The sequence below is a fragment of the Aminobacter sp. Piv2-1 genome, assembly GCF_037625995.1.
Classification (GTDB): Bacteria; Pseudomonadota; Alphaproteobacteria; order Rhizobiales; family Rhizobiaceae; genus Aminobacter.
The window spans coordinates 758,325-783,427 of record NZ_JARKMU010000001.1 but is presented as its reverse complement, the minus strand read 5'-3'; the positions used below and the strand labels follow the sequence as shown (position 1 = coordinate 783,427).

The 25,103-nt window shown below is 64.9% G+C and carries 22 protein-coding genes; 16 read left to right on the top strand and 6 right to left on the bottom strand.

Translation table 11 applies throughout. The features are described 5' to 3' along the window. Window positions 1-105 precede the first annotated feature (105 nt). Genes AmiPiv_RS03735 through AmiPiv_RS03725 form a run of 3 tightly spaced genes read right to left on the bottom strand, consistent with a single transcriptional unit; the run spans window position 106 to window position 2,767 of the window. Window positions 106-933, bottom strand: coding sequence for an ABC transporter permease (locus AmiPiv_RS03735; protein ID WP_340035892.1), 828 nt, complete (start codon window positions 931-933; stop codon window positions 106-108). A 2-nt stretch (window positions 934-935) separates the two neighbouring features. Beyond that, complete coding sequence (locus tag AmiPiv_RS03730) at window positions 936-1,754, bottom strand: ABC transporter ATP-binding protein (protein ID WP_340035937.1); 819 nt, start codon at window positions 1,752-1,754, stop codon at window positions 936-938. Window positions 1,755-1,759: 5 nt separating this feature from the next. After that, window positions 1,760-2,767, bottom strand: a complete 1,008-nt coding sequence (locus tag AmiPiv_RS03725) for an ABC transporter substrate-binding protein (RefSeq protein WP_340035891.1) — start codon at window positions 2,765-2,767, stop codon at window positions 1,760-1,762. 582 nt (window positions 2,768-3,349) lie between these two features. On the opposite strand from AmiPiv_RS03725, the gene AmiPiv_RS03720 reads away from it, so the two are divergent. The 16 genes from AmiPiv_RS03720 (at window position 3,350) to glpK (ending at window position 21,154) form a co-directional block, all read left to right on the top strand. After that, complete coding sequence (locus tag AmiPiv_RS03720; RefSeq protein WP_340035936.1) at window positions 3,350-4,642, top strand: NCS2 family permease; 1,293 nt, start codon at window positions 3,350-3,352, stop codon at window positions 4,640-4,642. Between the two features lie 141 nt (window positions 4,643-4,783). Beyond that, complete coding sequence (locus AmiPiv_RS03715; protein WP_340035890.1) at window positions 4,784-5,530, top strand: GntR family transcriptional regulator; 747 nt, start codon at window positions 4,784-4,786, stop codon at window positions 5,528-5,530. 69 nt (window positions 5,531-5,599) lie between these two features. After that, a complete protein-coding gene (locus AmiPiv_RS03710; RefSeq protein ID WP_340035889.1) occupies window positions 5,600-6,286 on the top strand; it encodes an N-acetylmannosamine-6-phosphate 2-epimerase in 687 nt (228 codons plus the stop codon). 5 nt (window positions 6,287-6,291) lie between these two features. Then, a complete protein-coding gene (locus AmiPiv_RS03705) occupies window positions 6,292-7,140 on the top strand; it encodes an ROK family protein (RefSeq protein ID WP_340035888.1) in 849 nt (282 codons plus the stop codon). Window positions 7,141-7,159: 19 nt separating this feature from the next. After that, window positions 7,160-8,488, top strand: a complete 1,329-nt coding sequence (locus AmiPiv_RS03700) for an extracellular solute-binding protein (protein WP_340035887.1) — start codon at window positions 7,160-7,162, stop codon at window positions 8,486-8,488. Between the two features lie 239 nt (window positions 8,489-8,727). Continuing rightward, on the top strand, window positions 8,728-9,612 hold the full coding sequence (locus tag AmiPiv_RS03695) for a carbohydrate ABC transporter permease (RefSeq protein ID WP_340035886.1): 885 nt from the start codon (window positions 8,728-8,730) through the stop codon (window positions 9,610-9,612). Then, the gene (locus AmiPiv_RS03690) at window positions 9,612-10,433 is read left to right on the top strand and encodes a carbohydrate ABC transporter permease (protein WP_340035885.1); all 822 of its coding nucleotides are present in this window, start codon (window positions 9,612-9,614) and stop codon (window positions 10,431-10,433) included. The genes AmiPiv_RS03695 and AmiPiv_RS03690 overlap by 1 nt, the downstream gene beginning before the upstream one ends. Window positions 10,434-10,504: 71 nt before the next feature. Then, entirely contained in the window at window positions 10,505-11,566 is a 1,062-nt protein-coding gene (locus tag AmiPiv_RS03685) for an ABC transporter ATP-binding protein (protein WP_340035884.1), read from the top strand. A gap of 387 nt (window positions 11,567-11,953) precedes the next feature. Further along, window positions 11,954-13,480, top strand: a complete 1,527-nt coding sequence (glpD, locus tag AmiPiv_RS03680; protein WP_340035883.1) for a glycerol-3-phosphate dehydrogenase — start codon at window positions 11,954-11,956, stop codon at window positions 13,478-13,480. Between the two features lie 38 nt (window positions 13,481-13,518). Further along, window positions 13,519-14,601, top strand: coding sequence for an ABC transporter ATP-binding protein (locus AmiPiv_RS03675; RefSeq protein WP_340035882.1), 1,083 nt, complete (start codon window positions 13,519-13,521; stop codon window positions 14,599-14,601). A 9-nt stretch (window positions 14,602-14,610) separates the two neighbouring features. Next, a complete protein-coding gene (locus AmiPiv_RS03670; protein ID WP_340035881.1) occupies window positions 14,611-15,678 on the top strand; it encodes an ABC transporter ATP-binding protein in 1,068 nt (355 codons plus the stop codon). A 2-nt stretch (window positions 15,679-15,680) separates the two neighbouring features. Then, window positions 15,681-16,547, top strand: coding sequence for a carbohydrate ABC transporter permease (locus AmiPiv_RS03665; protein WP_340035880.1), 867 nt, complete (start codon window positions 15,681-15,683; stop codon window positions 16,545-16,547). Window position 16,548: 1 nt separating this feature from the next. Beyond that, window positions 16,549-17,484, top strand: coding sequence for a carbohydrate ABC transporter permease (locus AmiPiv_RS03660; protein ID WP_445206887.1), 936 nt, complete (start codon window positions 16,549-16,551; stop codon window positions 17,482-17,484). 12 nt (window positions 17,485-17,496) lie between these two features. Then, a complete protein-coding gene (locus tag AmiPiv_RS03655; RefSeq protein ID WP_340035877.1) occupies window positions 17,497-17,778 on the top strand; it encodes a DUF2160 domain-containing protein in 282 nt (93 codons plus the stop codon). Window positions 17,779-17,848: 70 nt separating this feature from the next. Beyond that, window positions 17,849-19,573 carry an ABC transporter substrate-binding protein gene (locus AmiPiv_RS03650; RefSeq protein ID WP_340035876.1) on the top strand — a complete coding sequence of 575 codons (1,725 nt, stop codon included), beginning with the start codon at window positions 17,849-17,851 and terminating at the stop codon, window positions 19,571-19,573. 87 nt (window positions 19,574-19,660) lie between these two features. Beyond that, window positions 19,661-21,154 (top strand): glycerol kinase GlpK, encoded by a 1,494-nt coding sequence (glpK, locus tag AmiPiv_RS03645; protein ID WP_340035875.1) that lies wholly within the window; start codon window positions 19,661-19,663, stop codon window positions 21,152-21,154. Between the two features lie 9 nt (window positions 21,155-21,163). Here glpK and AmiPiv_RS03640 read toward each other — a convergent pair whose 3' ends face one another. From AmiPiv_RS03640 to AmiPiv_RS03630, 3 genes are all read right to left on the bottom strand, one after another. Further along, window positions 21,164-22,240 (bottom strand): NAD(P)H-dependent flavin oxidoreductase, encoded by a 1,077-nt coding sequence (locus AmiPiv_RS03640; protein ID WP_340035874.1) that lies wholly within the window; start codon window positions 22,238-22,240, stop codon window positions 21,164-21,166. A gap of 26 nt (window positions 22,241-22,266) precedes the next feature. Then, a complete protein-coding gene (locus tag AmiPiv_RS03635) occupies window positions 22,267-23,031 on the bottom strand; it encodes a heme ABC transporter permease (RefSeq protein ID WP_340035873.1) in 765 nt (254 codons plus the stop codon). 126 nt (window positions 23,032-23,157) lie between these two features. Further along, window positions 23,158-24,924 (bottom strand): glucan ABC transporter ATP-binding protein/ permease, encoded by a 1,767-nt coding sequence (locus tag AmiPiv_RS03630; protein WP_340035872.1) that lies wholly within the window; start codon window positions 24,922-24,924, stop codon window positions 23,158-23,160. Window positions 24,925-25,103 lie beyond the last annotated feature (179 nt).

Here is a 25,103-nt window from a genome sequence, read left to right as displayed (position 1 = left end):
CTCGAATTCGGGTAAGCCGGAGATGCCGCATTCACCCGTCGACCATGCCGCATCCATTGAACATCACCCGACCTGCCCATCGGCAGGCCGGGTCTGTGGCCACGACTACATGGCCACGCCGGGATCCCAGCGGATGATCCACTTCTCGAGCATCGAGACGATCGCGAAGCCGGTGATCGCGATCACGGAGGCAGTCAGGATCGTCGCGAAAAGCCGGGGCGTGTTGAAGTCGAACATGCTCTGGAGCAGCAGATAGCCGATGCCCTGGTTGGCCCCGATCCATTCGCCGACGATCGCGCCGAGCACGCACATCGTCACCGAGATCTTGAGGGCCGAGAAGATGTAAGGCATCGCGCTGTAGATGCGGATGCGCAGGAAGACCTCGGTCTTGGAAGCGGACAGCACCCGCATCAGTTCCAGCAGCTGCGGATTGACCGCCCGGAAACCGCGGACCGAGTTGACCAGCGTCGGGAAGAAGCAGATCAGCGCCGCAATGACGATCTTCGGCTCGATGCCGTTGCCGAGGATGATCTTGAGCACGGGTGCAATCGCCACGATCGGGATCGTCTTGATCAGGATCGCCACGGGATAGAACATCTCCTCGACGACCTTGTTGTAGACGAAGGAAACGGCAACCAGCAGCGCCACCGTATTGCCCAGCAGGAAGCCCAGGAAAGCCTCGGTGATCGTCGGAACGGCGGCTTCGAGAAGCAGCGGCAGGTCCCGCGACAGCGCGCCGGCCACGTCCGTCGGCGCCGGCACGAGATAGGGCGGCACTTTGAACAGGGTTATGACCAGCTGCCAGATGACCAGCGTGAGGGATAGTCCCAGCACCGCCATGCCGAGTGCCCGCGTCGCTTCCGGGCTTGGGAGGATGCTCCAGAAGCGGGGCAATGGGGCTGAGGCAGTGTCGACTGAACGATCAAGGCTCATGGCTATCCAGCTCCCAGCATGTCGCGCAGCTTGGCGACGTGGTGGCCCAGTTCCGGGGCGTCCTTCAGGGAGAGGCCACGCTCGTCGGGAAGGTCGACCTCCAATATCCCGCCTATCCTGGAGGGGCGGCGGCTCATCACCACGACGCGCTGCGACAGGAAAACGGCCTCCTGCAGCGAGTGCGTGACAAAGACGATGGTCATGCCGCTCTGCTTCCAGATGCGCAGCAGCTCGACGTTCAGGGTGTCGCGCACCAGTTCGTCGAGCGCCCCGAAAGGCTCGTCCATCAGCAAAACCTTCGGCCGCGTGACGAGGGCGCGCGCGATCGACACGCGCTGGCGCATGCCGCCCGACAGCTCCGAGGGCAGCGCATCCTCGAAACCCTCCAGTTCGACCAGCTTCAGCGCTTCGCGCGGGTCCATGAAATTGCCGGCCTTCGGATTTGCCCCGCCCACCTCGAACGGCAGGCGGACATTGTCGATCACCTTGGCCCAGGGCATCAGCACCGATTGTTGGAAGACCATGGAAAAGGTGCGGGAGGCACGTGCGGCTGACGGCGTTCCGCCGAAGATCCTGACCTTGCCCTCCGAAGGTTCGATGATGTCGGCGATGGTGCGCAGCAAGGTGGACTTGCCGCAGCCCGAATGCCCGATCAGGGAGACGAATTCACCTTCGCGGACCGCCAGCGAGACATTGTCGATGGCACGTACGGCTTTCGAGCTGCCGCCGAATGTCACCGCCACGTTGTCGATCTCGATGGCGTTCCTCGCCGGGACAGCGCCAACTTCGCCAAGGCCGGCGGCCATGGCAGCCTGGGCCATCGCGTTCACCGCTTCGTCCTCTTCGCAACTGCGAGAGCACGGCCGTCGAACACGTCTTCCGCGGTTAGCTCAGGCTTGATCTCGCCGATCTTCGCGTAGGTCTGGAGCGTCGCGTTCCAGCGGTCCTTGCTGATGTTGGCAAAGCCATACTCGCGCGTTTCATCGGTGTAGATGTAGTCGGCCACGATCACCTTGAGGGAGGCGAGTTCCTTGTCCTTCTCGATGGCGCTCGACATCGAGGCGACCATGTCGATGGCCTCCTCCGGATGGTCGGCCGCATAGGCCCAGCCCTTGTCGCAGGCCTCGAGGAACTTCGCCAGCATGTCGCCGTCGGACTCGATCAGGTCGGAGCGCGCGATGTAGTAGTTGGACTGGAACTGCAGCCCGTTGTCCCAGATGCTCTGGGTATTGTAGCCGCCGGGATGCTGCAGGATCGGGGCGTTCTGCGCGACGTTGGTCGGCCAGGAGGCGACGACGTCGACCTGATCCTGGAGAAGTCCCGGGATCTGGGCCTGGATGAAAGTGATGTCCTCGAACTTCAGGCCGCTGTGGTCGAGCACAGCCTTGACCTGGGCCGTCGCCCCCTGGCCAGCGCCGATCCGCTTGCCCTTCCAGTCGGCCACTGATTTGATGTTGGCTTCGCCGAGCGAATAGAAAGTCAGCGGCGCCTTCTGGAAGGCGGCGCCGAAGGTCTTGATCGGCAGCCCCTGGTTTGCGGCATACATGATCTCCGGTGCATAGGCGGTCGCAATCTGCGCCACGCCCGAGAGCGTTTCCTGCACCGTGTTGGAGTTCGGACCACCGGGAAGGATCTCCACGGCAAGACCCTTTTCGGCGAAGTAGCCTTTCTTCAAGGCGACGATTTCGCCGGCCGACGCCGCATTGTAGAGCCAGGCGAGTTGCAGCTTGACCTGCTTCTCCTGGGCAAGTGCCGGGGAAACCAAACCACCCTCGGCGAAGCCGGCGACAGCCAGTATTCCCAGGGCGGCCAAGAGTGAACGTCGGCTGATCATCTTTATCCTCCAATCAGACAAGCCCAACGACCTAATCTCGGCGAGGATAGCCCGCAACCGGCGGGCCCACATCATAACATGCTTCTGCGAATGCATTCCATGTGGTTATGGATGGCATGCCCTGGACGCCGGCAGCGGGCACAACCACCAGCCCACGAACTCTGCCCTTGCATTGCCATCCATGCGGGTGTTCGGTCATCGATGAACCAAGCATGCTGTCAACGGCCCTGGCCGGAATTCGAGGGGCGGACCTCGCTCCCGATGACCTGCAAAAAGGGCCTCGCCCGCCGCCGCCAGGGGCGCGATCCGTTCGGAAAATGGCGAAACTGCTTCGCGCAGAATTGGCCGTTCCGGCACTTGTGCGGAAATTCCAACCGGCGGATTTTAGGGACGATTTGGGCGGGCGGCTTGCCTTGCGCCAAATGTGTTGTCGCCGCCGGCGTGGGAAGGGTGCGCTGAAGCAGCGCCGAATGCCGGCAGACCCGGTGCTCCAGAGTTAGCAGGGGCGTTACGCGATCCGTGTCATTGTCATGGCTCGCTTCGCCGCCTGCGCGCCCGGCGCACCGCATGGGAGGTAGAAAAGTGGTCGAAAAGTTCTTCAACCTGGAGGAGCAGGGCTCGTCCGTGCGGACGGAGGTGATCGCGGGCATCACCACCTTCCTGACGATGTCCTACATCATCTTCGTCAATCCCGAGATCCTGTCGTCGACGGGCATGGATCGCAGCGCCGTCTTCGTGGCCACCTGCCTTGCGGCAGCGCTCGGCTCGATGATCATGGGCGTGGTCGCCAGGTGGCCGATCGGCATGGCGCCCGGCATGGGCCTCAACGCCTTCTTCGCATTCACCGTCGTCGGGACCATGGGTTTCACGTGGCAGCAGGCGCTGGGCGCGGTGTTCATCTCCGGCGTCATCTTCCTGATCCTGACGGTCACCGGGGTGCGCAGCTGGCTGATCGCCGGCATCCCGCACTCGATGCGCAGCGCGATCGCGGCCGGCATCGGCCTGTTCCTCGGCATCATCGCGCTGAAAAGCTCGGGCATCGTCGTCGACAGCCCGGCGACGCTGGTGACGCTCGGCGACCTGAGCCAGACCGGCACGCTGCTCGCGATCCTCGGCTTCTTCATCATCGCCTCGCTCGACGCGCTCAAGGTGCGCGGCGCCATCCTGATCGGCATCCTCGTCATCACGGTGCTGTCGATGGCGCTGGGCGTCAGCCAGTTCAACGGCATCGTTTCCATGCCGCCGTCGATCCTGCCGACCTTCCTGCAGCTGGACGTCGTCGGCGCCCTGAGCGCAGGGCTGGTGCACGTGATCCTTGTCTTCGTGCTGGTCGAGGTGTTCGACGCCACCGGCACGCTGATCGGCGTCGCCAAGCGCGCCGGCCTGATCGAACCCGGCAAGCCCAACCGCCTCGGCCGCGCCCTGCTCGCCGACAGCACGGCGATCGTCGCCGGCTCGCTGCTCGGCACCAGCAGCACCACCGCCTATGTCGAAAGCGCCTCCGGCGTCCAGGCCGGCGGCCGCACCGGGCTGACCGCGCTGGTCATCTCGCTGCTGTTCCTTGCCGCGCTGTTCTTCTCGCCGCTCGCAGGTTCGGTGCCGGCCTACGCCACCGCCCCCGCCCTGCTCTACGTCGCCGGCCTGATGATGCGCGAACTGGTCGAGGTCGAGTGGGAAGACGTCACCGAGGCCATCCCGGCGGCCCTCACCGCGCTGATGATGCCCTTCACCTATTCGATCGCCAACGGCCTGGCCTTCGGTTTCGTCAGCTACGCCGCCCTGAAGACCCTGACGGGACGCCCCGGCCAGGTGCACGCGGCGACCTGGCTCGTCGCAGCCCTGTTCATCATCCGCTTCGCCTTCTTCACCGAATGAGGCCTTCGATGCCGGGCGCCGATGCGCCCGGCATGCCCGCCTTGGCGGCGGAACCAGGCAATTGCGCCTACAAGAACAATACCAGTTTAACACCTGAAAAAAATTCTGCATAAAGGAACCATCTTCAAACGGGTGGTTCCGATGAGCGATCAGGCAATCCTCGACTTCCTCGCAAGCGAGCTTTCGGGCGAGAGCGGCGAACCGCTTTACCGCCGACTGGAAGATGCCATCAAGCAGGCGATCTCGACCGCCCAGCTCAAGCGCAATGCCGTCATCCCCAGCGAGCGCACCTTGTGCGACGCGCTCGACATCTCCCGCGTCACCGTGCGCAAGGCGATCGACGGGCTCGTCTCCGACGGCCTGCTCGACCGCCGCCAGGGCGCCAAGACCGTGGTGTCGTCGCGCCTGGAGAAGTCGCTGGCGACCATGACCAGCTTTTCCGAGGACATGCGCTCGCGCGGGCTGGAGCCCGGCTGCGTGTGGATTTCACGAGAGATTTCACGCCCTTCACCGGCCGAAATGATGGCTTTGGGCATCTCCGGCAGCGAAAAGGTGGTGCGCCTGCGCCGCCTGCGCACCGCCGACGACACGCCGATCGCCATCGAGATCGCCACGCTGCCGGCCCGTTTCGTGCCGGATCCCCAGGCAGTGAAGGAATCGCTCTACGAGTATCTTGAGGCGACCGGCGCCCTGCCCGTTCGGGCCTTGCAGCGCATGCAGGCCAAACCCGCCACCGATGAGGAGCGCCAGCTTCTCGACACGCCGGAGGACACGTCGCTGCTGGTCATGGAGCGCCGCTGCTTCCTCGCCGACGGCCAGATCGTCGAATTCACCCAGACCAAATACCGCGGCGACGTCTACGACTTCGTCATCGAACTGATGCGATAATACCAGTTCAAAGCCTGTTGCAATCTGGTCTTATGCTGCTACCGTTTCGGCATCACAGGAGATGCCCGCGTGCCGCTTGACTTCAAAGCCCTCGACAATGGTCTCATCGTGTCCTGCCAGCCCGTGAAGGATGGCGCCATGGACAAGGCGGAGATGGTCGTGGGCTTCGCGTTGGCGGCCATCGACGGCGGCGCCGCCGCCCTGCGCATCGAGTCTGCCGAGTACGTCGCCGCCGTCCGCGCCGCCACCGGCAAGCCGATCATCGGTCTGATCAAGCGCGACCTCGACGACACGCCCGTCCGCATCACGCCGTGGCTCGAGGACGTCGATGCGCTTGCTGCGGCTGGCGCGGACGTCATCGCCTACGACGCCACCCAGCGTGTCCGCCCGGTTTCGACCAGGGCGCTCATCAAGCGCATCCATTCGCACGGCCGCGCCGCCATGGCCGATTGCTCCATCGTCTCCGACGCCGAGCAGGCGCTGGCCGAGGGCGCCGACGTCGTCGGCTCCACGCTCGCCGGCTACACAGGCCCGGTCGAGCCGAACGAGCCCGACTTCGCGCTGATCTCGGCCATGCGCAAGCTCACGCCCCACGTCGTCGCCGAAGGCAATGTCCGTACTCCCGTCCAGGCGCAGCAGGCGCTGGCGGCGGGCGCCTCGATGGTCGTCGTCGGCTCGGCCATCACCCGGCCGGAATATGTGACCTCCTGGTTCCGCTCGGCCCTCGACGAAACCATCGCCAAGGCCGGAGCCTGATCGCCATGGCCGACACCGTCCTCGCCCTCGACATCGGCGGCACCAAGATGCTCGCAGCTCTGGTGCGTGGCGACGAGGTCGTAGAGACATACAGGATGCCGACCCCGCGCAGCGGCGATCCCGAACAGTGGCTGACGGCCCTTTTCGATGCGATTTCAGGCTGGAAGGGCCGATACGACACCGTCGGCGTCGCCGTCACCGGTATCATCGACGACGGCTGCTGGTCGCCGCTCAACCGCAAGACGCTCGACATTCCCGACCGCTTTCCGCTGGTCGCGACCGTCAGGCGGCTTGCCGGTCTCGACGCCGTGCTCGCTGCCAACGACGCCCAGGCCGCAGCATGGGGCGAATATTGCTTCGGTGCCGGCCAGGGCCAGGACCTCGTTTTCCTGACCATCTCCACCGGCATCGGCGGCGGCATCGTCGTCAACGGCCGCCTGCTCGGCGGGCTCGCCGGCCATTTCGGCCTGCTGCGCAGCCTCGACGAGGATGCCGGCGTGCTCGAGGACCACGTCTCCGGCAACTGGCTCGCCGCACAGGCAGCACCTCACCAGGCAGGCGCCACGGCGCGAGAGGTCTTCGAGGCGGCAGCCGCCGGCCACGCCTGGGCGCGCGCCATCATCCAGGCCTCGGTGCGCCAGACCGCACTGCTGTGCCGCAACATCCAGCTCGTGCTCGATCCTGCCCGTATCGTCATCGGCGGCGGCATCGGTCTTGCGCCCGGCTATCTCGAATCCGTCCGTCAGGCGCTGGGAAGCCTGCCGCCACGGCTCACCCCGCAGCTTCACGCCGCGGCGCTCGCAGAGAGAGCCGGCGTCGTGGGCATCGCGGATCTAGCAAGTCGTCAGAACTGACCAAGAGGGAGAACACCACATGACATTTTCCAACCTGCGAAAAGGCGGCCTGATCGCGGCTGCGATCGCCAGCCTGCTGGCGAGCCCCGCCTTCGCCAAGGTGACCGTGCTCGGCTGGCCGGGCGGCCCGGAAGAAACCGCGCTGCGCGCCGCCGCCGACGCCTACAACGCCAAGGCCGACACGTCGGACACCAACAAGGTCGAGCTGCTGTTCTTCAACCGCGACGGCTTCTGGGACAAGCTGCAGGCCGACCTTGCCGCCGGCTCGAAGGCCTTCGACGTCAACCTGCTCGCCACCTACTCGATCGGCCGCTACGCGCCGTTCATGGAGCCGGTCGAGCTGTCGGACGAGGCCAAGGCCGTCTATGGCGATTCCGTGCTCACCACCATGCAGTACGAAGGCAAGCAGTTCGGCGTTCCGACCGATCTGTCGCTGCACTTCATGTACTACCGCAAGGACCTGATCGACGCCCTGATGAAGGACGACGCGGCCAAGGCGAAGTTCGCCGAGATCTCGGAAAAGCACCTCGGCAAGAAGCTCGAGCCCAAGAACCCGGACGAGTGGACCTGGGACGACTACGCCGCGACCGCGCTCTATTTCACCCAGGCCGTAAACCCTGACAGCCCGACCCGCTACGGCACCGTGCTGCAGCTCAAGAACCTGCTGTTCAACATGATGGTGTTCCAGTCGCTGCCGCGTTCCTATGGCGGCAACTGGATGGACGCGGGCGGCAAGGTCACGGTCAATTCCGACGCCTATCGCAAGGGCCTCGAGACCTACAAGCTGCTCTATGACGCCGGCGCCACCCCGCGCGACTCGTTGTCCTACGAGTTCGCCGAGGCCAACGCCGCCTACGCCTCGGGCCAGGTCGCCGCGATGATGCAGTGGAACGCGGCTGCCACCGACCTGACCTCGAAGGAGAAGTCGCCGGCGGTTGCCGAGGTCACCGAGACCATCGCTCCGCCCGCCGGTCCCGAGGGTCGCTTCACCCACATCCACGGCCTCGGCTTCGGTCTCAACAAGAACGCCGAGAACAAGGATGGGGCCAAGGCCTTCATCAAGTGGCTGTCGTCGAAGGAAGCAGCCCTGATCTACGCCAAGAACAGCGGCGCTCCGGCGCTCACGCCCGACGTCGTCAAGGAAGTCGCGGCCGGGCGTCCGGACCTGGTCAAGCTCGGCGAGTTCGCCAGCAAGTACGGCTACGTCATGAACGGCGGCACCTCGGCCAAGGCGCTCTCGGTCTACGAGCTCCAGGCCAAGGAGTTCACCGGCTACTGGTCGGGCCAGCAGTCGCTCGACGACGCGCTGAAGAACACCGAAAAGGGCATGACCGAGCTGCTCAAGTAAATGTCTGGCCGGTGGCGGCTCCAGCGGCCACCGGCCATGCCAGCAGGTTCAGGCTTCGGCATCTCCCCGCGCTTCCATGCCCTGAGCATGGCAGGGCGATCCTGGCACCTTTTCCGCCCGTGCGGGTCCGAGGTGCCGAATCCTGAGCCTGTCGCCTCGGTCTCGATGACCATGACACCGCCGCCGGGTCCGGCCAGCGACCATTGCTTCCATTTGGAAAGCCAGCCTTAGATCGATTGATGACAACGCTATCGCAACGCGCCCCCTCGTCCGAATTCCGCCTGCTGGCCACGCCGCTGGTGCTATTCCTGCTCGTCTTCCTGGGCTTCCCGGCGGTCGTCAATCTCGTCTATTCGGTCTCCGAGGTCAGCTTCGAGACGCTCCGCAGCCCCGAGATCACCGGCTTCTCCAACTTCGCCGCCGTCTGGAACGACTCGTCGTTCTGGCAGGCGAGCTGGTTCTCGTTCCGCTTCGGCATGCTCACCGCCCTGCTCGAATGCGCGCTCGGCCTGTTCCTCGCCATCTTCCTGTCGCCGCTCATCGAAAAGCGCAGCTGGCTGATGGCGATCCTGATGCTGCCGCTGATGGTGGCACCCGCGCTCGTTGGCCTGATGTACCGCCTCGTGCTGCACGAATTCGTCGGCCCGGTGCCCTATTATCTCTGGACCTGGTTCGGCGCGAGCTTCTCGTTCCTCGGCCCCGCCTCGGCCTTCTGGACGCTCATCGTCGTCGAGACGCTGCAGTGGACGCCGTTTGCCTTCCTGCTCTTCTACATGGCGTACCAGGCCATCCCCAAGGAGATCGTCGAGGCGTCCGCCATGGACGGCGCGCGCTACCGGCACCGGCTCTGGTACATCGAGCTGCCGCTGATGGCGCCGACCATCGTGGTCGCCCTGCTCATCCGCTTCATCGATGGGTTCCGCGTCTTCGACAACGTCTATGTGCTGACCGGCAGCGGCCCCGGCGGCTCCACCGCTTCGCTGTCGATCTACATCTACGAGGCCTTCTTCAAGCAGGGCGCCATCGGCAAGGCAGTCGCGGCTTCCGTCATCCTGTTCGCCGTGTCGTTCGCCGTGCTCTACGGCCTCAACGCCATTGCCGCCCGCCGCAAGGGAGCCCGCTGATGATCAACGCCCTTCGCTGGATCGTCTTCGCAATCGCGGCCTTCGCGATGAACTTCCCGATCCTCGTGACGCTGTCGACCTCGTTCAAGAGCGCCCGCGAGCTGTCGACCAATCCCGGCCTGTGGGTCTACGCCCCGACGCTCGACAACTACGCCACCGTCTTCACCGTCTCCGACCGGCTGAACATCTTCCTCTATCTCGCCAACAGCGTCGCGGTCGCAGCCCTCGGCACGCTGCTTGCCGTGGCGCTTGCCCTGCCCGCGGCCTATGCCATCGCCCGCGGCAAGGTCGGCGAACGCACGCTTTTGCCCTTCATCGTCAACCTGCGCGCCGTACCGCTGATCATCTTCGCCATCCCGCTCTACATGATGTTCCAGTGGCTTTCGCTGCTCGACACGCGCCTCGGCCTCGGCCTGATCCTGACCATCGTCAACCTGCCGCTGGCCCTCGTCATCCTGGTCAACGCCATCCGCGACCTGCCGGGCGAGCTCGACGAGGCAGCACTCATGGACGGAGCGACGCGCTTCCAGATATTGACCAAGGTGATCGCGCCGCTCTGCCGCCCGGCCATCGTCACCAGCCTGATCTTCGGCTTCATCACCGCCTGGAACGAGTTCCTGTTCGGCTTGATGCTGACCACGTCCAAGGCAGTGCCGATCACCGTCGGCGCCTCGTTCTTCTTCGCCGCCAGCGGCGGCGGCGTGCAGTGGGGCGTGGCCTCGGCCGTCATGATCGTCGGCGCGTTGCCGCCGATGCTGCTCGGCCTCGTCATGTATCGCCAGATCAGCGGCTCGATGACGGCAGGCGCGGTCAAGGGCTGACATGCACATCGGCCCGAACCCCTGCGGTTTTCGTGTCGATGTGCAGAAAAAAGAGTTCCCCAGGAGGTTCTATGGGTACGATTTCACTCCAAAAGGCCGGCAAGCGCTACGGCGGCACCGAGATCATCAGGGATCTCGACCTCGACATCTCGGACGGTGAATTCGTCGTCATCGTCGGCCCGTCCGGCTGCGGCAAGTCCACGCTGCTGCGCATGATCGCCGGCCTCGAGGAAACAACGTCCGGCCGCCTCATGATCGACGGCCGCGACGTCACCAAGGCGCCGCCGGTCGAGCGCCAGCTCGCCATGGTGTTCCAGTCCTACGCGCTCTACCCGCACATGACCGTTCGCCAGAACATGGGCTTCGGGCTGAAGCTGGCCAAACTGTCGTCGGACGCCATCAAGGCCAAGGTCGACCAGGCCGCCGACACGCTGAAGCTCACCCACCTGCTCGACCGCTACCCGCGCCAGCTCTCGGGCGGCCAGCGCCAGCGCGTCGCCATCGGCCGCGCCATCGTGCGCCAGCCGGTCGCCTTCCTGTTCGACGAGCCGCTGTCCAACCTCGACGCCGCACTGCGCGTCGACATGCGTCTCGAAATCGCCAAGCTGCACCGCTCGCTCGGCGCCACCATGATCTACGTCACCCACGACCAGGTCGAGGCGATGACGCTGGCCGACCGCATCGTCGTGCTCAAGGAAGGCCGCGTCATGCAGCACGGCAGCCCGCACGAACTCTACGAGCATCCCGCAAACCTGTTCGTCGCCCAGTTCATCGGCAGCCCCAAGATGAACGTGCTCGCCTGCGCGCCGTCAGGCGACGGCAGCCTCGACCTCTCCGGACAGGGCACGCTGTCCCTCGCCTTTTCAGGCATACCTACCCAGCTCGGCGCCCGTCCCGAACATCTCAGCCTGGTCGCGCCCGAGGCCGGCAACTGCCGCGGTACGGTCGAGGTCGCAGAATATCTCGGCGGCAACACCAGCGTCTTCGTCCGCAACGACCGGCTCGGCCTGATCAACGTCAGCGCGCCGGCCGATACCAGCGTGCGCATCGGCGAGACCGTCGGCATCGCCATCGACGGCATCAAGACCTCGCTGTTCGACGCCGACGGCACTGCGATCGCATCTGCCCGTTGATGCGCTGCATGGCCGGACCGAGTGGCCCGGCCATGGTACAAAATTCAGTTTCGTTTTGTATTTTGTCATCTCAAAACGAACATCCTCATGCCAGCCGGCCTTGAATGGGCCGACCTGGCCCGTTTCGCGCCCTTTGCCCGCGCGCCAGACCGCAACCACCTTCCGTACATCAACCGCACAGTTGCTGGCCCATCGACCGTTCCGTCCGATCCCCAGAGGCCCGGGGCAATGCCGCCGGCCGTCCGGCTTTTGGTGTCCACAGGCACGACCCAGTTGACGTAACGTAGCGCGATACATTTCGTTTGACATTCGTTCGAGTTTCGCTTTACCTCAAATCATTCTTCGAAAAGGCATGATTTTGCTGCACTGCGAAAAGGCGACGAAGGCGTGGGCGGACCCGAATTGCACGACATTTTCGTCATCGGCGGCGGCATCAACGGGTGCGGGATCGCACGCGACGCTGCTGGGCGCGGCTACTCGGTCTACCTCGCCGAAATGGACGACCTCGCCAGCGGCACGTCGTCGTTCTCGACCAAGCTCATCCATGGCGGCCTGCGCTACCTCGAGCACTACGAGTTCCGGCTGGTGCGCGAGGCACTGATGGAACGCGAAGTGTTGTGGAAGAACGCGCCGCACATCATCTGGCCGATGCGTTTCGTGCTGCCTCACGCGGAGGGCCTGCGGCCCGCCTGGCTGCTGCGGCTCGGCCTCTTCCTCTACGACCATATCGGCGGCCGCAAGCTCCTGCCCGCCACGCGGACGCTCGACATGCGCAGCGACCCGGCCGGCAAGCCGCTGAAGCCGATCTTCAGGCGCGCATTCGAATATTCGGACGGCTGGGTCAACGACGCCCGCCTCGTGGTGCTCAACGCCCGCGACGCGGCCGACCGCGGTGCCATCGTCCGCACCCGCACCAAGGTCACGGCCGCCCGGCGTGAAAACGGCCACTGGGTCGTCAGGACGGAGGACCTGCGCAGCGGCGCCGTCCAGGAGATCAAGGCACGGCTGATCGTCAATGCCGCCGGCCCCTGGGTCGACCGGGTTCTGGCCGAAACGGTCGGGCAGGATGTCCACAACGTACGGCTCGTGCAGGGCAGCCACATCGTGGTGCGCAAGAAGTTCGACGACCCGCGCGCCTACTTCTTCCAGAACAAAGACGGCCGGATCATCTTCGCCATCCCCTACGAGGATGACTTCACCCTGATCGGCACCACTGACCAGGATTATGACGGCGACCCGCGCAGCGCCCGGATCAGCCAAACCGAGATCGATTATCTCTGCGATGCGGCGAGCGAGTATTTTGCCGAGCCGGTCAAGCCCGAGCACATCGTCTGGACCTATTCCGGGGTGCGCCCGCTCTACGACGACGGCGCCAGCAAGGCGCAGGAAGCGACACGCGACTATGTGCTGAAGGCAGACGGCGGCAACGGCCAGGCGCCGATCGTCAACATCTTCGGCGGCAAGATCACCACCTACCGGCGCCTCGCCGAGTCGATGCTCGAGATCATTGAGAAGCACCTCGGCCGGAAAGGCCAGCCCTGGACCGCGACCGCGGCGCTGCCCGGCGGCGAGTTCGAGGCGACCGCCTTCGATGCCGAGGTTGTCAAGCTGAAGGCCGCCTATCCGTTCCTGGACATGCGCCTGGCGCGGCGCCTGACCCGGCTCTACGGAACGCGGGCGAAGGCGCTGCTGGGACTGGCGCAATCCGAAGCCGACCTCGGGCGCAACTTCGGCGCCGACCTCTACGAAGCCGAGGTCCGCTACCTGGTCGACAAGGAATGGGCCGTCACCGCCGACGACATATTGTGGCGGCGCACCAAGCGGGGCCTGAAGCTCGGCAAGGAGCAGAAGGCGGTCCTCGAAGAATTTCTGCACGGAATAAGCCCGGGCGTACGCAACGCCGCGGCGGAATAGGCCTTGGGCCTGGTTCTGCCCACGGGAGGAGGCAAACAATGCTGGAACTCAGGAATGTAACGAAGACAGTGGCGGGCGCGGACCATATCCGCGACGCGTCGCTCACGCTTCAGCACGGCAGCCTCAACGTCCTCCTGGGGCCGACACTTTCGGGCAAGACCAGCCTGATGCGGCTGATGGCCGGGCTGGACAAGCCGACGTCGGGCTCCGTCTGGTTCGACGGCGTCGACGTGACCGGCGTGCCGGTCCAGAAGCGCAACATCGCCATGGTCTACCAGCAATTCATCAACTACCCGGCGATGACCGTCTACGACAACATCGCCTCGCCGCTGCGCGTCGCCGGCGCCGACAAGGGGCGCATCGACCGCGAGGTCCGGCGCGCCGCCGAACTGCTCAAGCTCACGCCCTATCTCGACCGTACGCCACTCAACCTGTCCGGCGGCCAGCAGCAGCGCACCGCGCTTGCCCGGGCCATAGTCAAGAACGCCAAGCTGGTGCTGCTCGACGAGCCGCTGGCGAACCTCGACTACAAGCTGCGCGAGGAGCTGCGCGCCGAACTGCCGAAGATCTTCGCCGAAACCGGCGCGATCTTCGTCTACGCCACGACCGAGCCGCACGAGGCGCTGCTGCTCGGCGGCAATGTCGCGACCCTTTCGGAGGGCAGGATCACCCAGTTCGGTCCGACGATCGAAGTGTTCCGCAAGCCGAACGACCTGATCACCGCCCGGACCTTCGCCGATCCGCCGCTCAACACCATCGTTTTGAAGAAGAGCGGCGGCGCCTTCCTCATCGACGGCGACGTCAGCCTTCCGGTTCCGGCCGAACTGGCCGGCATCGCCGATGCCAGCTACACGATCGGCTTCCAGCCCCATCATCTTTCCTTCGAGAAGCGCACCGCGGACGCGGTGGGCGTCAGGGCGAAGGTCTCGGTCACGGAAATCACCGGCTCGGAGAGCTTCGTGCATCTCAATTTCGCCGATGCCCGGTGGGTGATGCTTGCCCACGGCATCAGGGACATCGAGCCCGACGAGACGATCGAAGTGTTCATCGATCCGCGCCACGTCATGGTGTTCGACGCCGAAGGGCGCGCCGCCATGCCCGCGCAACAGCTGGCCGCTTAGGAGGAACTGATGGCACGCATAGACCTCAGCCACATCCGCCATGCCTACGGCCCCAACCCTAAGTCGGGCAAGGAGTACGCCCTCAAGGAAGTGCACCATACCTTCGATGACGGCGGCGCCTATGCGCTGCTTGGCCCGTCCGGCTGCGGCAAGACCACCTTGCTCAACATCATCTCGGGCCTGCTGCACCCCTCGCACGGGCAGCTCTTGTTCAATGGACACGACGTCACGCGGCTGTCGACGCAGGAGCGCAACATCGCCCAGGTGTTCCAGTTCCCGGTGATCTACGACACCATGACGGTCTACGACAATCTCGCCTTCCCCTTGCGCAACCGCGGCGTCGCCGAAGCCGAGGTCGACCGCAAGGTGCGCGAGACGCTCGACATGATCGACCTCGCGAGCTGGGCCAAGCGCAAGGCCCGCGGGCTGACCGCCGACCAGAAGCAGAAGATCTCGCTCGGGCGCGGGCTCGTGCGCTCCGACGTCAACGCAATCCTGTTCGACGAGCCGCTGACGGTCATCGACCCGCATATGAAATGGGTGCTGCGATCCCAGCTCAAGCAGCTCCACCGCCGCTTCGGCTACACCATGGTCTATGTCACGCACGACCAGACCGAAGCGCTGACCTTCGCCGACAAGGTCGTCGTCATGTATGACGGCGAGATCGTCCAGATCGGAACGCCGGCCGAATTGTTCGAGCGTCCCAGGCACACATTCGTCGGCTATTTCATCGGTTCGCCCGGCATGAACGTCATGCCCGTGTCGGTCGAGGGCCGGCAGGCGCGGATCGGCGGACACGTCATCGAGCTGCCGGGCACGCCGCAGGCTGCCGAAGGCGCGATCGAGCTCGGCATCCGGCCCGAATATGTGCGGGTCGGCGGCAGCGGCATGCCCGTGTCGGTCCACAAGGTCGAGGACATCGGCCGCCACAAGGTGGTGCGCGCCAGGCTCGAAGGCCGCGAGATCGCGGCCGTTATCGGCGAAGACGACAACGTGCCGGCCGACCCGCATGTCAGCTTCGATCCGGCCGGCATCAACCTCTACGACAAGTCCTGGCGCGTCGAGATGGGAGCCTGACCATGGAAAAGACCTGGAACAACAAAGCCTGGTTCATGGTGCTGCCGGTGCTGGTGCTGGTGGCCTTCTCGGCGGTCATCCCGCTGATGACGGTGGTCAACTACTCCGTCCAGGACACGTTCGGAGGCAATGAATTCTTCTGGGCCGGCAGCGAGTGGTTCGAGGAGATCCTGAATTCCGAGCGCTTCTGGCAGGCGATGGGCCGCAACCTCATCTTCTCGGCAATCATCCTCGCAATCGAGGTCCCGCTCGGCATCTTCATCGCGCTCAACATGCCCCGCAAAGGCTGGGGTGTGCCGGTCTGCCTGGTGCTGATGGCGCTGCCGCTGCTCATCCCGTGGAACGTCGTCGGCACGATCTGGCAGGTTTTCGGTCGCATCGACATCGGACTGCTCGGCTACACGCTGTCGGCGCTCGGCTTCGACTACAACTACGTCAACGACCCATTCGATGCCTGGGTCACCGTCGTCGTCATGGACGTCTGGCACTGGACGAGCCTGGTCGTCCTGCTCTGCTATGCCGGCCTCGTTTCGATCCCCGACGCCTTCTACCAGGCGGCCAAGATCGACGGCGCCTCGCGCTGGGCGGTGTTCCGCTACATCCAGCTGCCGAAGATGCAGCGCGTGCTGCTGATCGCCGTGCTGCTGCGCTTCATGGACTCCTTCATGATCTACACCGAGCCCTTCGTCGTCACCGGCGGCGGCCCGGGCAACTCGACCACCTTCCTGTCGATAGACCTCGTCAAGATGGCGGTCGGCCAGTTCGACCTCGGTCCGGCCGCGGCGATGTCGATCATCTACTTCCTCATCATCCTCCTCCTGTCATGGGTCTTCTATACGGTCATGACCAACTACGACGCGGGGCGCTGAGATGAACGGTGCAACGGAAACTGCCGTGAATGCAGACAAGGACGGCGTCATGCGAACCGCAGAAATCGCGACGGCATCGCAGCGCGGGGGCACCTCGAACGACGCCCTTGCCCGCCGCATGAAGCGGCGCGGAGAGGAATCGCGCTTCTGGTGGGTGGTGCCGACCCTCTACATCGTCTTCCTGATGCTGCCGATCTACTGGCTCATCAACATGAGCTTCAAGACCAACCAGGAGATCCTGGGCCCGTTGTCGCTCTGGCCGCAGAACCCGACACTGCGCAATTACGCAGTCATCTTCTCCGACCCGTCCTGGTATTCTGGCTACATCAACTCGATCATCTACGTGGTCATGAACACCGTGATCTCGATCACGGTCGCGCTGCCCGCTGCCTATGCCTTCTCGCGCTACCGCTTCCTCGGCGACAAGCACCTGTTCTTCTGGCTGCTCACCAACCGCATGGCGCCGCCTGCGGTGTTCGCCCTGCCCTTCTTCCAGCTCTATTCGGCCTTCGGGCTGATCGACACGCACATCGCGGTCGCGCTCGCCCACTGCCTGTTCAACGTGCCGCTGGCCGTGTGGATCCTCGAAGGCTTCATGTCGGGCGTGCCCAAGGAGATCGACGAGACCGCCTACATCGACGGCTATTCCTTCCCGCGGTTCTTCCTCAGGATATTCATACCGCTGATTGCGAGCGGCATCGGCGTGGCCGCCTTCTTCACCTTCATGTTCTCGTGGGTCGAACTGCTGATCGCCCGCACGCTGACGACCACGGAAGCCAAGCCGATCGCCGCGATCATGACCCGCACCGTATCGGCATCCGGTCTCGACTGGGGCGTGCTGTCCGCCGCCGGCGTGCTGACCATCATCCCCGGCGCGCTCGTGATCTGGTTCGTCCGCAACTACATCGCCAAGGGCTTCGCCCTGGGCCGCGTCTGAGGAGCAACGACCATGAACTTCTCGTGGATGGCATGGACGCTTCCGACGGCCACCTTCTTCATTACCATCTTCCTGATGCTCGTGGGCATGGCCGTCTGGGAGTATTTCTCGCCCGGCGGCAACCCGCGGGTCGGCATCCTGCGCTTCGAGACGACCCGCGGCGACAGGCTGTTCGTGTCGCTGCTCGGCAGCGCCTTCATTCAACTCGCATGGCTGGGTCTGGTCGGACCCAACCTGTGGTGGGCTCTCGCTCTCGCAGTGGTCTACGCCATCGGCGTGTTCCGCTACGTCTGAGGGGGACGGATTGGGGCCACGGCAAGTGCCGCGGCTCCAGCAATTGCAACTTTGTTTTGGGAGGACTGCAATGCGACTGAGAATATTGACGTCAACAAGCGTGCTTGCCCTCGTTCTGGGCGCCAGCAATGCCTATGCCGGCATGGAGGAGGCCAAGAAGTTTCTCGACACGGAGATCGGGGAGCTTTCCAGCCTGTCCCGCGCCGACCAGGAAAAGGAACTTCAGTGGTTCATCGATGCGGCGAAGCCATTCGCCGGCATGGAGATCAAGGTCGTCTCCGAGACGATCGCTACCCACGAATATGAATCGAAGGTGCTCGCCAAGGCCTTCTCCGAGATCACCGGCATCAAGCTGACGCACGACCTGATCGGCGAAGGCGACGTGATCGAGAAGCTGCAGACCCAGATGCAGTCGAAGGAGAACATCTACGACGCCTACGTCAACGACTCGGATCTCATCGGCACCCACTGGCGCTACCAGCAGGCCCGCAACCTGACCGACTGGATGGCCAGCGAGGGCAAGGACGTCACCAACCCCAACCTCGACATCGACGACTTCATCGGCAAGTCGTTCACCACTGCCCCCGACGGCAAGCTCTACCAGCTGCCCGACCAGCAGTTCGCCAACCTCTACTGGTTCCGCTACGACTGGTTCAACGACGACAAGAACAAGGCCGACTTCAAGGCCAAGTACGGCTACGACCTCGGCGTGCCGGTCAACTGGTCGGCCTATGAGGACATTGCCGAGTTCTTCACGGGGCGTGAGGTCGACGGCAAGAAGGTCTTCGGCCACATGGACTACGGCAAGAAGGACCCGTCCCTCGGCTGGCGCTTCACCGATGCCTGGCTGTCGATGGCCGGCAATGGCGACAAGGGCATCCCGAACGGCAGGCCGGTCGACGAGTGGGGCATCAAGGTCGACGCCAATTCGCGTCCGGTCGGCTCCTGCGTCGCGCGCGGCGGCGACACCAACGGCCCGGCTTCCGTCTATTCCATCGAAAAATATCTGGAATGGATGAAGAAGTTTGCTCCCGCTGCAGCGCAGGGCATGACCTTCTCGGAATCCGGTCCGGTGCCGGCGCAGGGCGAGATCGCCCAGCAGATCTTCATGTACACCGCCTTCACCGCCGACATGGTCAAGGACGGGCTGCCGGTCGTGAACTCCGACGGGACACCCAAGTGGCGGTTCGCGCCGTCGCCGCATGGTGTCTACTGGAAGGACGGCATGAAGCTGGGCTACCAGGACGCCGGCTCGTGGACGCTGCTCAAGTCGACGCCTGACGATCGTGCCAAGGCCGCCTGGCTCTACGCGCAGTTCGTCACCTCGAAGACCGTGGACGTGAAGAAGAGCCATGTCGGCCTCACCTTCATCCGCCAGTCGACGCTCGACCACCAGAGCTTCACCGAGCGTGCGCCCAAGCTCGGCGGCCTGATCGAGTTCTACCGTTCGCCGGCCCGCGTGCAGTGGACCCCGACCGGCACCAACGTGCCGGACTATCCGAAGCTGGCGCAGTTGTGGTGGCAGGCGATCGGCGACGCGGCATCCGGCGCCAAGACACCGCAGGAAGCGATGGACTCGCTCTGCGCTGAGCAGGAAAAGGTGCTCGGGCGTCTCGAACGTGCCGGCATCCAGGGCGACATCGGCCCGAAGCTGGCGGAAGAGAAGGATCTCGCCTACTGGAATGCGGAGGCGGTCAAGAACGGAAGTCTCGCACCGCAGCTGAAGGTCGAAAACGAGAAGGAAAAGCCGATCACCGTCAACTACGACGAACTGGTCAAGAGCTGGAACGATTAAGCCATCGGGCGAACTTCGCCCGGCGGACCATTGGGGGAGACGGCGCCAGCCGCCTCCCCTATTCATAGGTGACTGCAGGAGAGGGACATGAGCGGTTTCGTCTTGGCGATCGACCAGGGCACGACGTCCAGCCGGGCGATCGTGTTCGACGGATCGATGAAGGTGGCCGGCGTTGGGCAGAAGGAATTCGCCCAGCATTTTCCCGCCTCGGGTTGGGTCGAGCACGACCCCGAGGAAATATGGGAAAGCGTCGTCTCGACCTGCAGGACGGCCTTGAAGAAGGCCGGCAAGACGGCCGCCGAGATATCTGCCATCGGCATCACCAACCAGCGCGAAACCGTCGTGATCTGGGACAAGGCAAGCGGCAAGCCGATCCACAACGCCATCGTCTGGCAGGACAGGCGCACGGCGCCCCTCTGCGCGAAGCTCAAGAAGCAGGGGCTGGAGCCGAAATTCACCCGCAAGACCGGCCTGCTGCTCGACCCTTACTTCTCCGGGACCAAGATTTCCTGGCTGCTGGACAAGGTGAAGGGCGCCCGCAAGCGCGCGGAACGCGGCGAGCTGCTCGCCGGCACCATCGACAGTTTCCTGATCTGGAGGCTCACCGGCGGTAAGGTTCATGCGACCGACGCCACCAATGCGTCGCGGACGCTGGTCTACAACATCGAGAAGAACGAATGGGATGCCGAGCTGCTCGACATCCTGCGCATCCCCGCGGCCCTTTTGCCTGAGGTCAAGGATTGCGCGGCCGACTACGGCGCGACGGAGAAAGCGCTGTTCGGCACCGAAATCCCTATCCTCGGCGTCGCCGGCGACCAGCAGGCGGCCACCATCGGCCAGGCCTGCTTCGAACCGGGCATGATGAAGTCGACCTACGGCACCGGCTGCTTCGCCCTGCTCAACACCGGCGGCGATGTCGTGCGCTCGAAAAACCGCCTCCTGACCACCATTGCCTATCGCCTCGACGGCAAGACGACCTACGCGCTAGAGGGCTCGATCTTCGCCGCCGGCGCAGCCGTGCAATGGCTGCGCGACGGCATCAAGGTGATCGGCAAGGCCAAGCACAGCGGCGAGCTCGCCGCCAAGGCCGACGGTACCCAGAGTGTCTACCTCGTGCCGGCCTTCGTCGGGCTCGGGGCGCCACACTGGGATGCCGATGCGCGCGGCGCGATCTACGGCCTCACCCGCAACACCGGGCCGGAGGAGTTCGCACGGGCCGCGCTAGAGTCCGTCGCCTACCAGACCCGCGACCTGCTCGACGCCATGAAGAAGGACTGGAAGCAGGGCAACGGAAAGACGGTGCTGCGGGTCGACGGCGGCATGGTCGCCTCGGACTGGACCATGCAGCGGCTGGCGGACATCCTGGACGCGCCGGTGGACCGGCCGACGGTGCTGGAAACCACCGCCCTCGGCGCCGCCTGGCTCGCCGGCTCCCGCGCCGGCGTCTGGCCCAAGGCCAAGCAGTTCGCCAAGGCCTGGGCGCTCGACCGGCAGTTCAAGCCGGCCATGGACGCCAAGGTTCGGGCGGCCAAGCTCAAAGGCTGGCAGGAGGCGGTTCGGCGCACGCTGACCGCGAGGTAGCGCGCCTTCCTATCCGGAGAGTTTGGGGAACAGCGCCAGCGCCTCGGCGGCAAGGGTGCGCGTCAACTCGCCGGCCGGCATCTCGCGCCCCAGGCGCGCCGCCTGCCCCGACCAGAGCGACATGAAGTCACCCGAGCCCTTCGGCTCCGATGCCGCCCTGAGCGGCGCCAGCGCACCGCCCGCCAGGGGAAAGTCGGGGGCCATGTCGGACAGCGGTCCAACCTCGCGCATGACGCGGTTGACGATGCCGCGCGCGGGCCGGCCGGTGAAGATGTTGGTCAGCGCCGTCGAATCGTCCTTGGCGGAACCGAGCGCAGCCTTGTGGGGCGCCGGCACCTTGGCCTCAGGGCAGAACAGGTAGGCCGTGCCGATCTGGACGGCGGAGGCGCCGAGGGCGAACGCGGCGACGATACCGCGCGCGTCGCCGATGCCGCCGGCGGCGATCACCGGCACCTTCACCGCATCGACCACCTGCGGCACGAGCGCGAACGTGCCCGCCTGGTTGGCGACGTCGTTGGTCAGGAATATGCCGCGATGGCCGCCGGCTTCGGCGCCCTGGGCGACAATGACGTCGCAGCCGCGCTGCTCGAGCCAGACCGCCTCGTCGGCCGTGGTGGCGGACGACAGCACCTTCGCGCCCGTCGCCTTGACCCGGTCGAGCAGCCGGCTCTCGGGCAGGCCGAAATGGAAGCTCACCACTTCCGGCCGGAAATCCTCGACCATGGCGCAGAAATCGTCGTCGAAGGGCGCGCGTCCCGTACGCGGCGCAGGCGCTGTCGGGTCGAGCCCCAGTTCGACATAGAACGGCTCGAGCCGCTTCTTCCACGCGGATTCGCGTGCAACGTTCTCGCGCGGCGGCTCATGGCAGAAGAAGTTGACGTTGATCGGCCGCGAGGTGCGCTGGCGGATGATGCCGAGTTCGGCGCGCGCCTTTTCCAGCGTCATCAGCGCGCAGGGCAGGCCGCCGAGGCCGCCGGCCTCGGACACTACGATGACCATCTCGGAATCGATCGGCCCCGCCATCGGCGCCTGCAGGATCGGAAGCTCGAGGCCCAGGAGATCAAGAATGCGTCGATCGGGCCACATGATGTCTTCCTCCCGTTTTCGGCGGTTCAGGACTGGCGGCGATCAGCCCTTCGTGCCGCGATCTGGCGCATGGCCATCACCCGTCGGCGCCAGATTTCCGTCCGCATCGCCATTAGATGCAGCGTGAAGAACAGAAGGGTAAAGCCAAGCGCCATGACCATGAGGGGCCAGAGCAGGCTCGGATGGATGGTCGGGCCGTCGAGGCGGAAGACCGAGGCCGGCTGGTGAAGGGTGTTCCACCACTCGACCGAGAACTTGATGATCGGAATGTTGACGAAGCCGACGAGCGTGATGACCGCCGCCGAGCGCGCCGACCGCGCCGGGTCGTCGAGGGCGCGGGTCAGCGCGATGATGCCGAGATACATCAGGAAAAGCACGAAGACGGAGGTCAGGCGGGCGTCCCACACCCACCAGGTGCCCCACATCGGCTTGCCCCAGATCGAACCGGTGATCAGCGCCAGCGCCGTGAAGACCGCGCCCACGGGGGCCGCGGACTTGAGCGCCACGTCGGCCAGGGGATGCCGCCAGACCAGCGTGCCCAGCGCCGAGATCGACATCACCGTGTAGCACATCATCGCCAACCAGGCGAAAGGCACGTGGATGTACATGATGCGGACGGTAACGCCCTGCTGGTAGTCGCCCGGGGCGGTAAAGCCGAGATAGAGCCCGACCGCGAGCACGAGCGCGGCGGCACTTGCCAGCCAGGGCACGACCTTGTCCACCAGCGCGATGAATCGCGTCGGGTTGGCGAGATCGCTGAAACGCCAAGCCTGAGAGGTCGTCTGGGTCATGCACGCTACATAGCCGCCCCGGCCCTCCTCCGCAATCGGCCGCAGCGTCGCGGGGCAAAGCGAGCGGGGCGCCCCCCGGCCAGACCGAGGACGCCCCGCAAGGTATTCAGACGCAGAGGCGAACGCTCAGGCGGCCTCTTCGATGTGGGTGACGCGACGGACTTCCTCGTCGTCGAGCAGGCCACCTGCCCTGAGCAGCGCCGCAAAGCGGCCGTTGCGTGCCGACAGCTCGCCGAAGCCGCCCATCTCGACGATGCGGCCGCGATCCATGAAGACCACGAGGTCGGCGTCGCGGACCGTGCTGAGGCGGTGGGCGATGATGAAGGTCGTGCGACCTTCGCGCAGCATGTCGATCGCCGCCTTGACGCGGTTCTCGGTCTCGACGTCGAGGGCGCTCGTCGCCTCGTCGAGGACGAGGATAGGCGCGCTCTTGAGGATGGCGCGGGCGATGGCGATGCGCTGGCGCTCGCCGCCCGACAGGGCTCCGCCGCGCTCGCCGACGAAGGTGTCGTAGCCTTCGCTCTTGGACAGGATGAAGTCCTGCGCCGCAGCGGCAGCCGCCGCGGCGTGGACCTCCTCGTTGCTCGCGCCGGCGCGGCCGACACGGATGTTGTCCTCGATGGAGCGGTTGAGCAAACCCGCGTCCTGGAACACCGTCGCGATCGAATGACGCAGCGACTTCCGCGTCACCGTGCGGGTGTCGACGCCGTCGATCAGGATGCGGCCATGCTCGGGCGTATGCACGCGCTGCAAGAGATTGATGAGGGTCGTCTTGCCGGCACCGGTGGGGCCGACGATGGCGACCGTCTGGCCGGCACGCACCTCGAAGGACACATCCGTCACGCCCTGACCGGAATTCGGGAACTCGAAGCTAACATTGTCGAAACGGACGTGGCCGGTGACGCTGTCCAGATCGCGCAGGCCGTCGGGCTCGCGATTATCGGATGCGGAATCCTCCATGCGGTAGAATTCCTCGAGCTTCGAGCGAGCGTCGAAAATCTGGTTGGCGAAGTTGGAAACCTGATCGAGGCGGCTGATCAGCAAGGTGGCGAAGCCGGTGAACGCTACGATGTCGCCGATGCGCAGCTCGCCGCGCGCCACCAGATAGGCACCGATGAGCAGCACCACGATCATGGAGACCGTCGACGACAGCCGGTGCAAGGCGGAAGCCAGCGCCCACCAGTCGAGCACCGGGTTCTGCGCCGTGATCAGCGCACGCACGTAGTTGCGCAGCGACTCGGTTTCCTGGCCGAGGCGGTTGTAGCTCTGCAGCACCGCGACGTTGCTGACGGAGTCGGAGACGTGCGAGAACACCTGGTGATGATGGCGCTCGACCATCGCCTGACCTTCCTTGGTCTTGCGCATGACAAGGCGGCCGATGGCAACATAGAGGGCGCCGAGGCCGATCAGCACCATCGACATGCGCACGTCCATCGCGAAGGCGGTAGGGATGAGCAGCAGCAGCGCTACACCGGTCGACAGGTGCGTGCGCATGAATTCGAGCCACAGGGTGAACAGCGAGTCCACCGCGCGCAGCAGCGTGTGCAGCGAATGCGACGTCCCGCGCTTCTGGTGCCAGGCAAGCGGCATGGTGATCACGCGCTCGAAGGACTGGCACAGCACTTCGGCACGGCGCGCGTGGGCGAGACGATCTGCACCGCGCGCCACCAGAACGAAGGCGACGATGTTGAACGCACCGAAGCTCGCCCAGAGCGCCATGGTCGGCACAACTTCCGATTTTCCGGCGATCGCATCGATGATGCGACCGAACAGGATCGGCTCGGCAATGGTCACGATGGCCAACACGATATTGGCAGCGGAGATCAGCGCAACCTTCTTGCCATCGGCGGCAAGGTAGCGGAGGGCTCTCCAATAAACCTCAAGCAAAGTCACTTTGGTACCCCTTGAGTCCCGTCCGTCCCTTCATTGTGCAGTGCACCATGGACCGACAGATAGCGGCCAGTTGTCCGCAAGACAATGCGCACATAGCCGCTCGGTTCAAAAATTTCGAACAAAACATTTCAACGACCAGTAATCTGGTGTGATGCCATAAGGAATTGAGAACTAACGAA

Bases quoted from the DNA above. Each gene is read 5' to 3' on its own strand.
- AmiPiv_RS03735 (WP_340035892.1), bottom strand. From the start codon at position 933: ATGAGCCTTGATCGTTCAGTCGACACTGCCTCAGCCCCATTGCCCCGC.
- AmiPiv_RS03730 (WP_340035937.1), bottom strand. From the start codon at position 1,754: ATGGCCCAGGCTGCCATGGCCGCCGGCCTTGGCGAAGTTGGCGCTGTC.
- AmiPiv_RS03725 (WP_340035891.1), bottom strand. From the start codon at position 2,767: ATGATCAGCCGACGTTCACTCTTGGCCGCCCTGGGAATACTGGCTGTC.
- AmiPiv_RS03715 (WP_340035890.1), top strand. From the start codon at position 4,784: ATGAGCGATCAGGCAATCCTCGACTTCCTCGCAAGCGAGCTTTCGGGC.
- AmiPiv_RS03705 (WP_340035888.1), top strand. From the start codon at position 6,292: ATGGCCGACACCGTCCTCGCCCTCGACATCGGCGGCACCAAGATGCTC.
- AmiPiv_RS03700 (WP_340035887.1), top strand. From the start codon at position 7,160: ATGACATTTTCCAACCTGCGAAAAGGCGGCCTGATCGCGGCTGCGATC.
- AmiPiv_RS03695 (WP_340035886.1), top strand. From the start codon at position 8,728: ATGACAACGCTATCGCAACGCGCCCCCTCGTCCGAATTCCGCCTGCTG.
- AmiPiv_RS03690 (WP_340035885.1), top strand. From the start codon at position 9,612: ATGATCAACGCCCTTCGCTGGATCGTCTTCGCAATCGCGGCCTTCGCG.
- AmiPiv_RS03685 (WP_340035884.1), top strand. From the start codon at position 10,505: ATGGGTACGATTTCACTCCAAAAGGCCGGCAAGCGCTACGGCGGCACC.
- AmiPiv_RS03675 (WP_340035882.1), top strand. From the start codon at position 13,519: ATGCTGGAACTCAGGAATGTAACGAAGACAGTGGCGGGCGCGGACCAT.
- AmiPiv_RS03670 (WP_340035881.1), top strand. From the start codon at position 14,611: ATGGCACGCATAGACCTCAGCCACATCCGCCATGCCTACGGCCCCAAC.
- AmiPiv_RS03665 (WP_340035880.1), top strand. From the start codon at position 15,681: ATGGAAAAGACCTGGAACAACAAAGCCTGGTTCATGGTGCTGCCGGTG.
- AmiPiv_RS03660 (WP_445206887.1), top strand. From the start codon at position 16,549: ATGAACGGTGCAACGGAAACTGCCGTGAATGCAGACAAGGACGGCGTC.
- AmiPiv_RS03655 (WP_340035877.1), top strand. From the start codon at position 17,497: ATGAACTTCTCGTGGATGGCATGGACGCTTCCGACGGCCACCTTCTTC.
- AmiPiv_RS03650 (WP_340035876.1), top strand. From the start codon at position 17,849: ATGCGACTGAGAATATTGACGTCAACAAGCGTGCTTGCCCTCGTTCTG.
- glpK (WP_340035875.1), top strand. From the start codon at position 19,661: ATGAGCGGTTTCGTCTTGGCGATCGACCAGGGCACGACGTCCAGCCGG.
- AmiPiv_RS03640 (WP_340035874.1), bottom strand. From the start codon at position 22,240: ATGTGGCCCGATCGACGCATTCTTGATCTCCTGGGCCTCGAGCTTCCG.
- AmiPiv_RS03635 (WP_340035873.1), bottom strand. From the start codon at position 23,031: ATGACCCAGACGACCTCTCAGGCTTGGCGTTTCAGCGATCTCGCCAAC.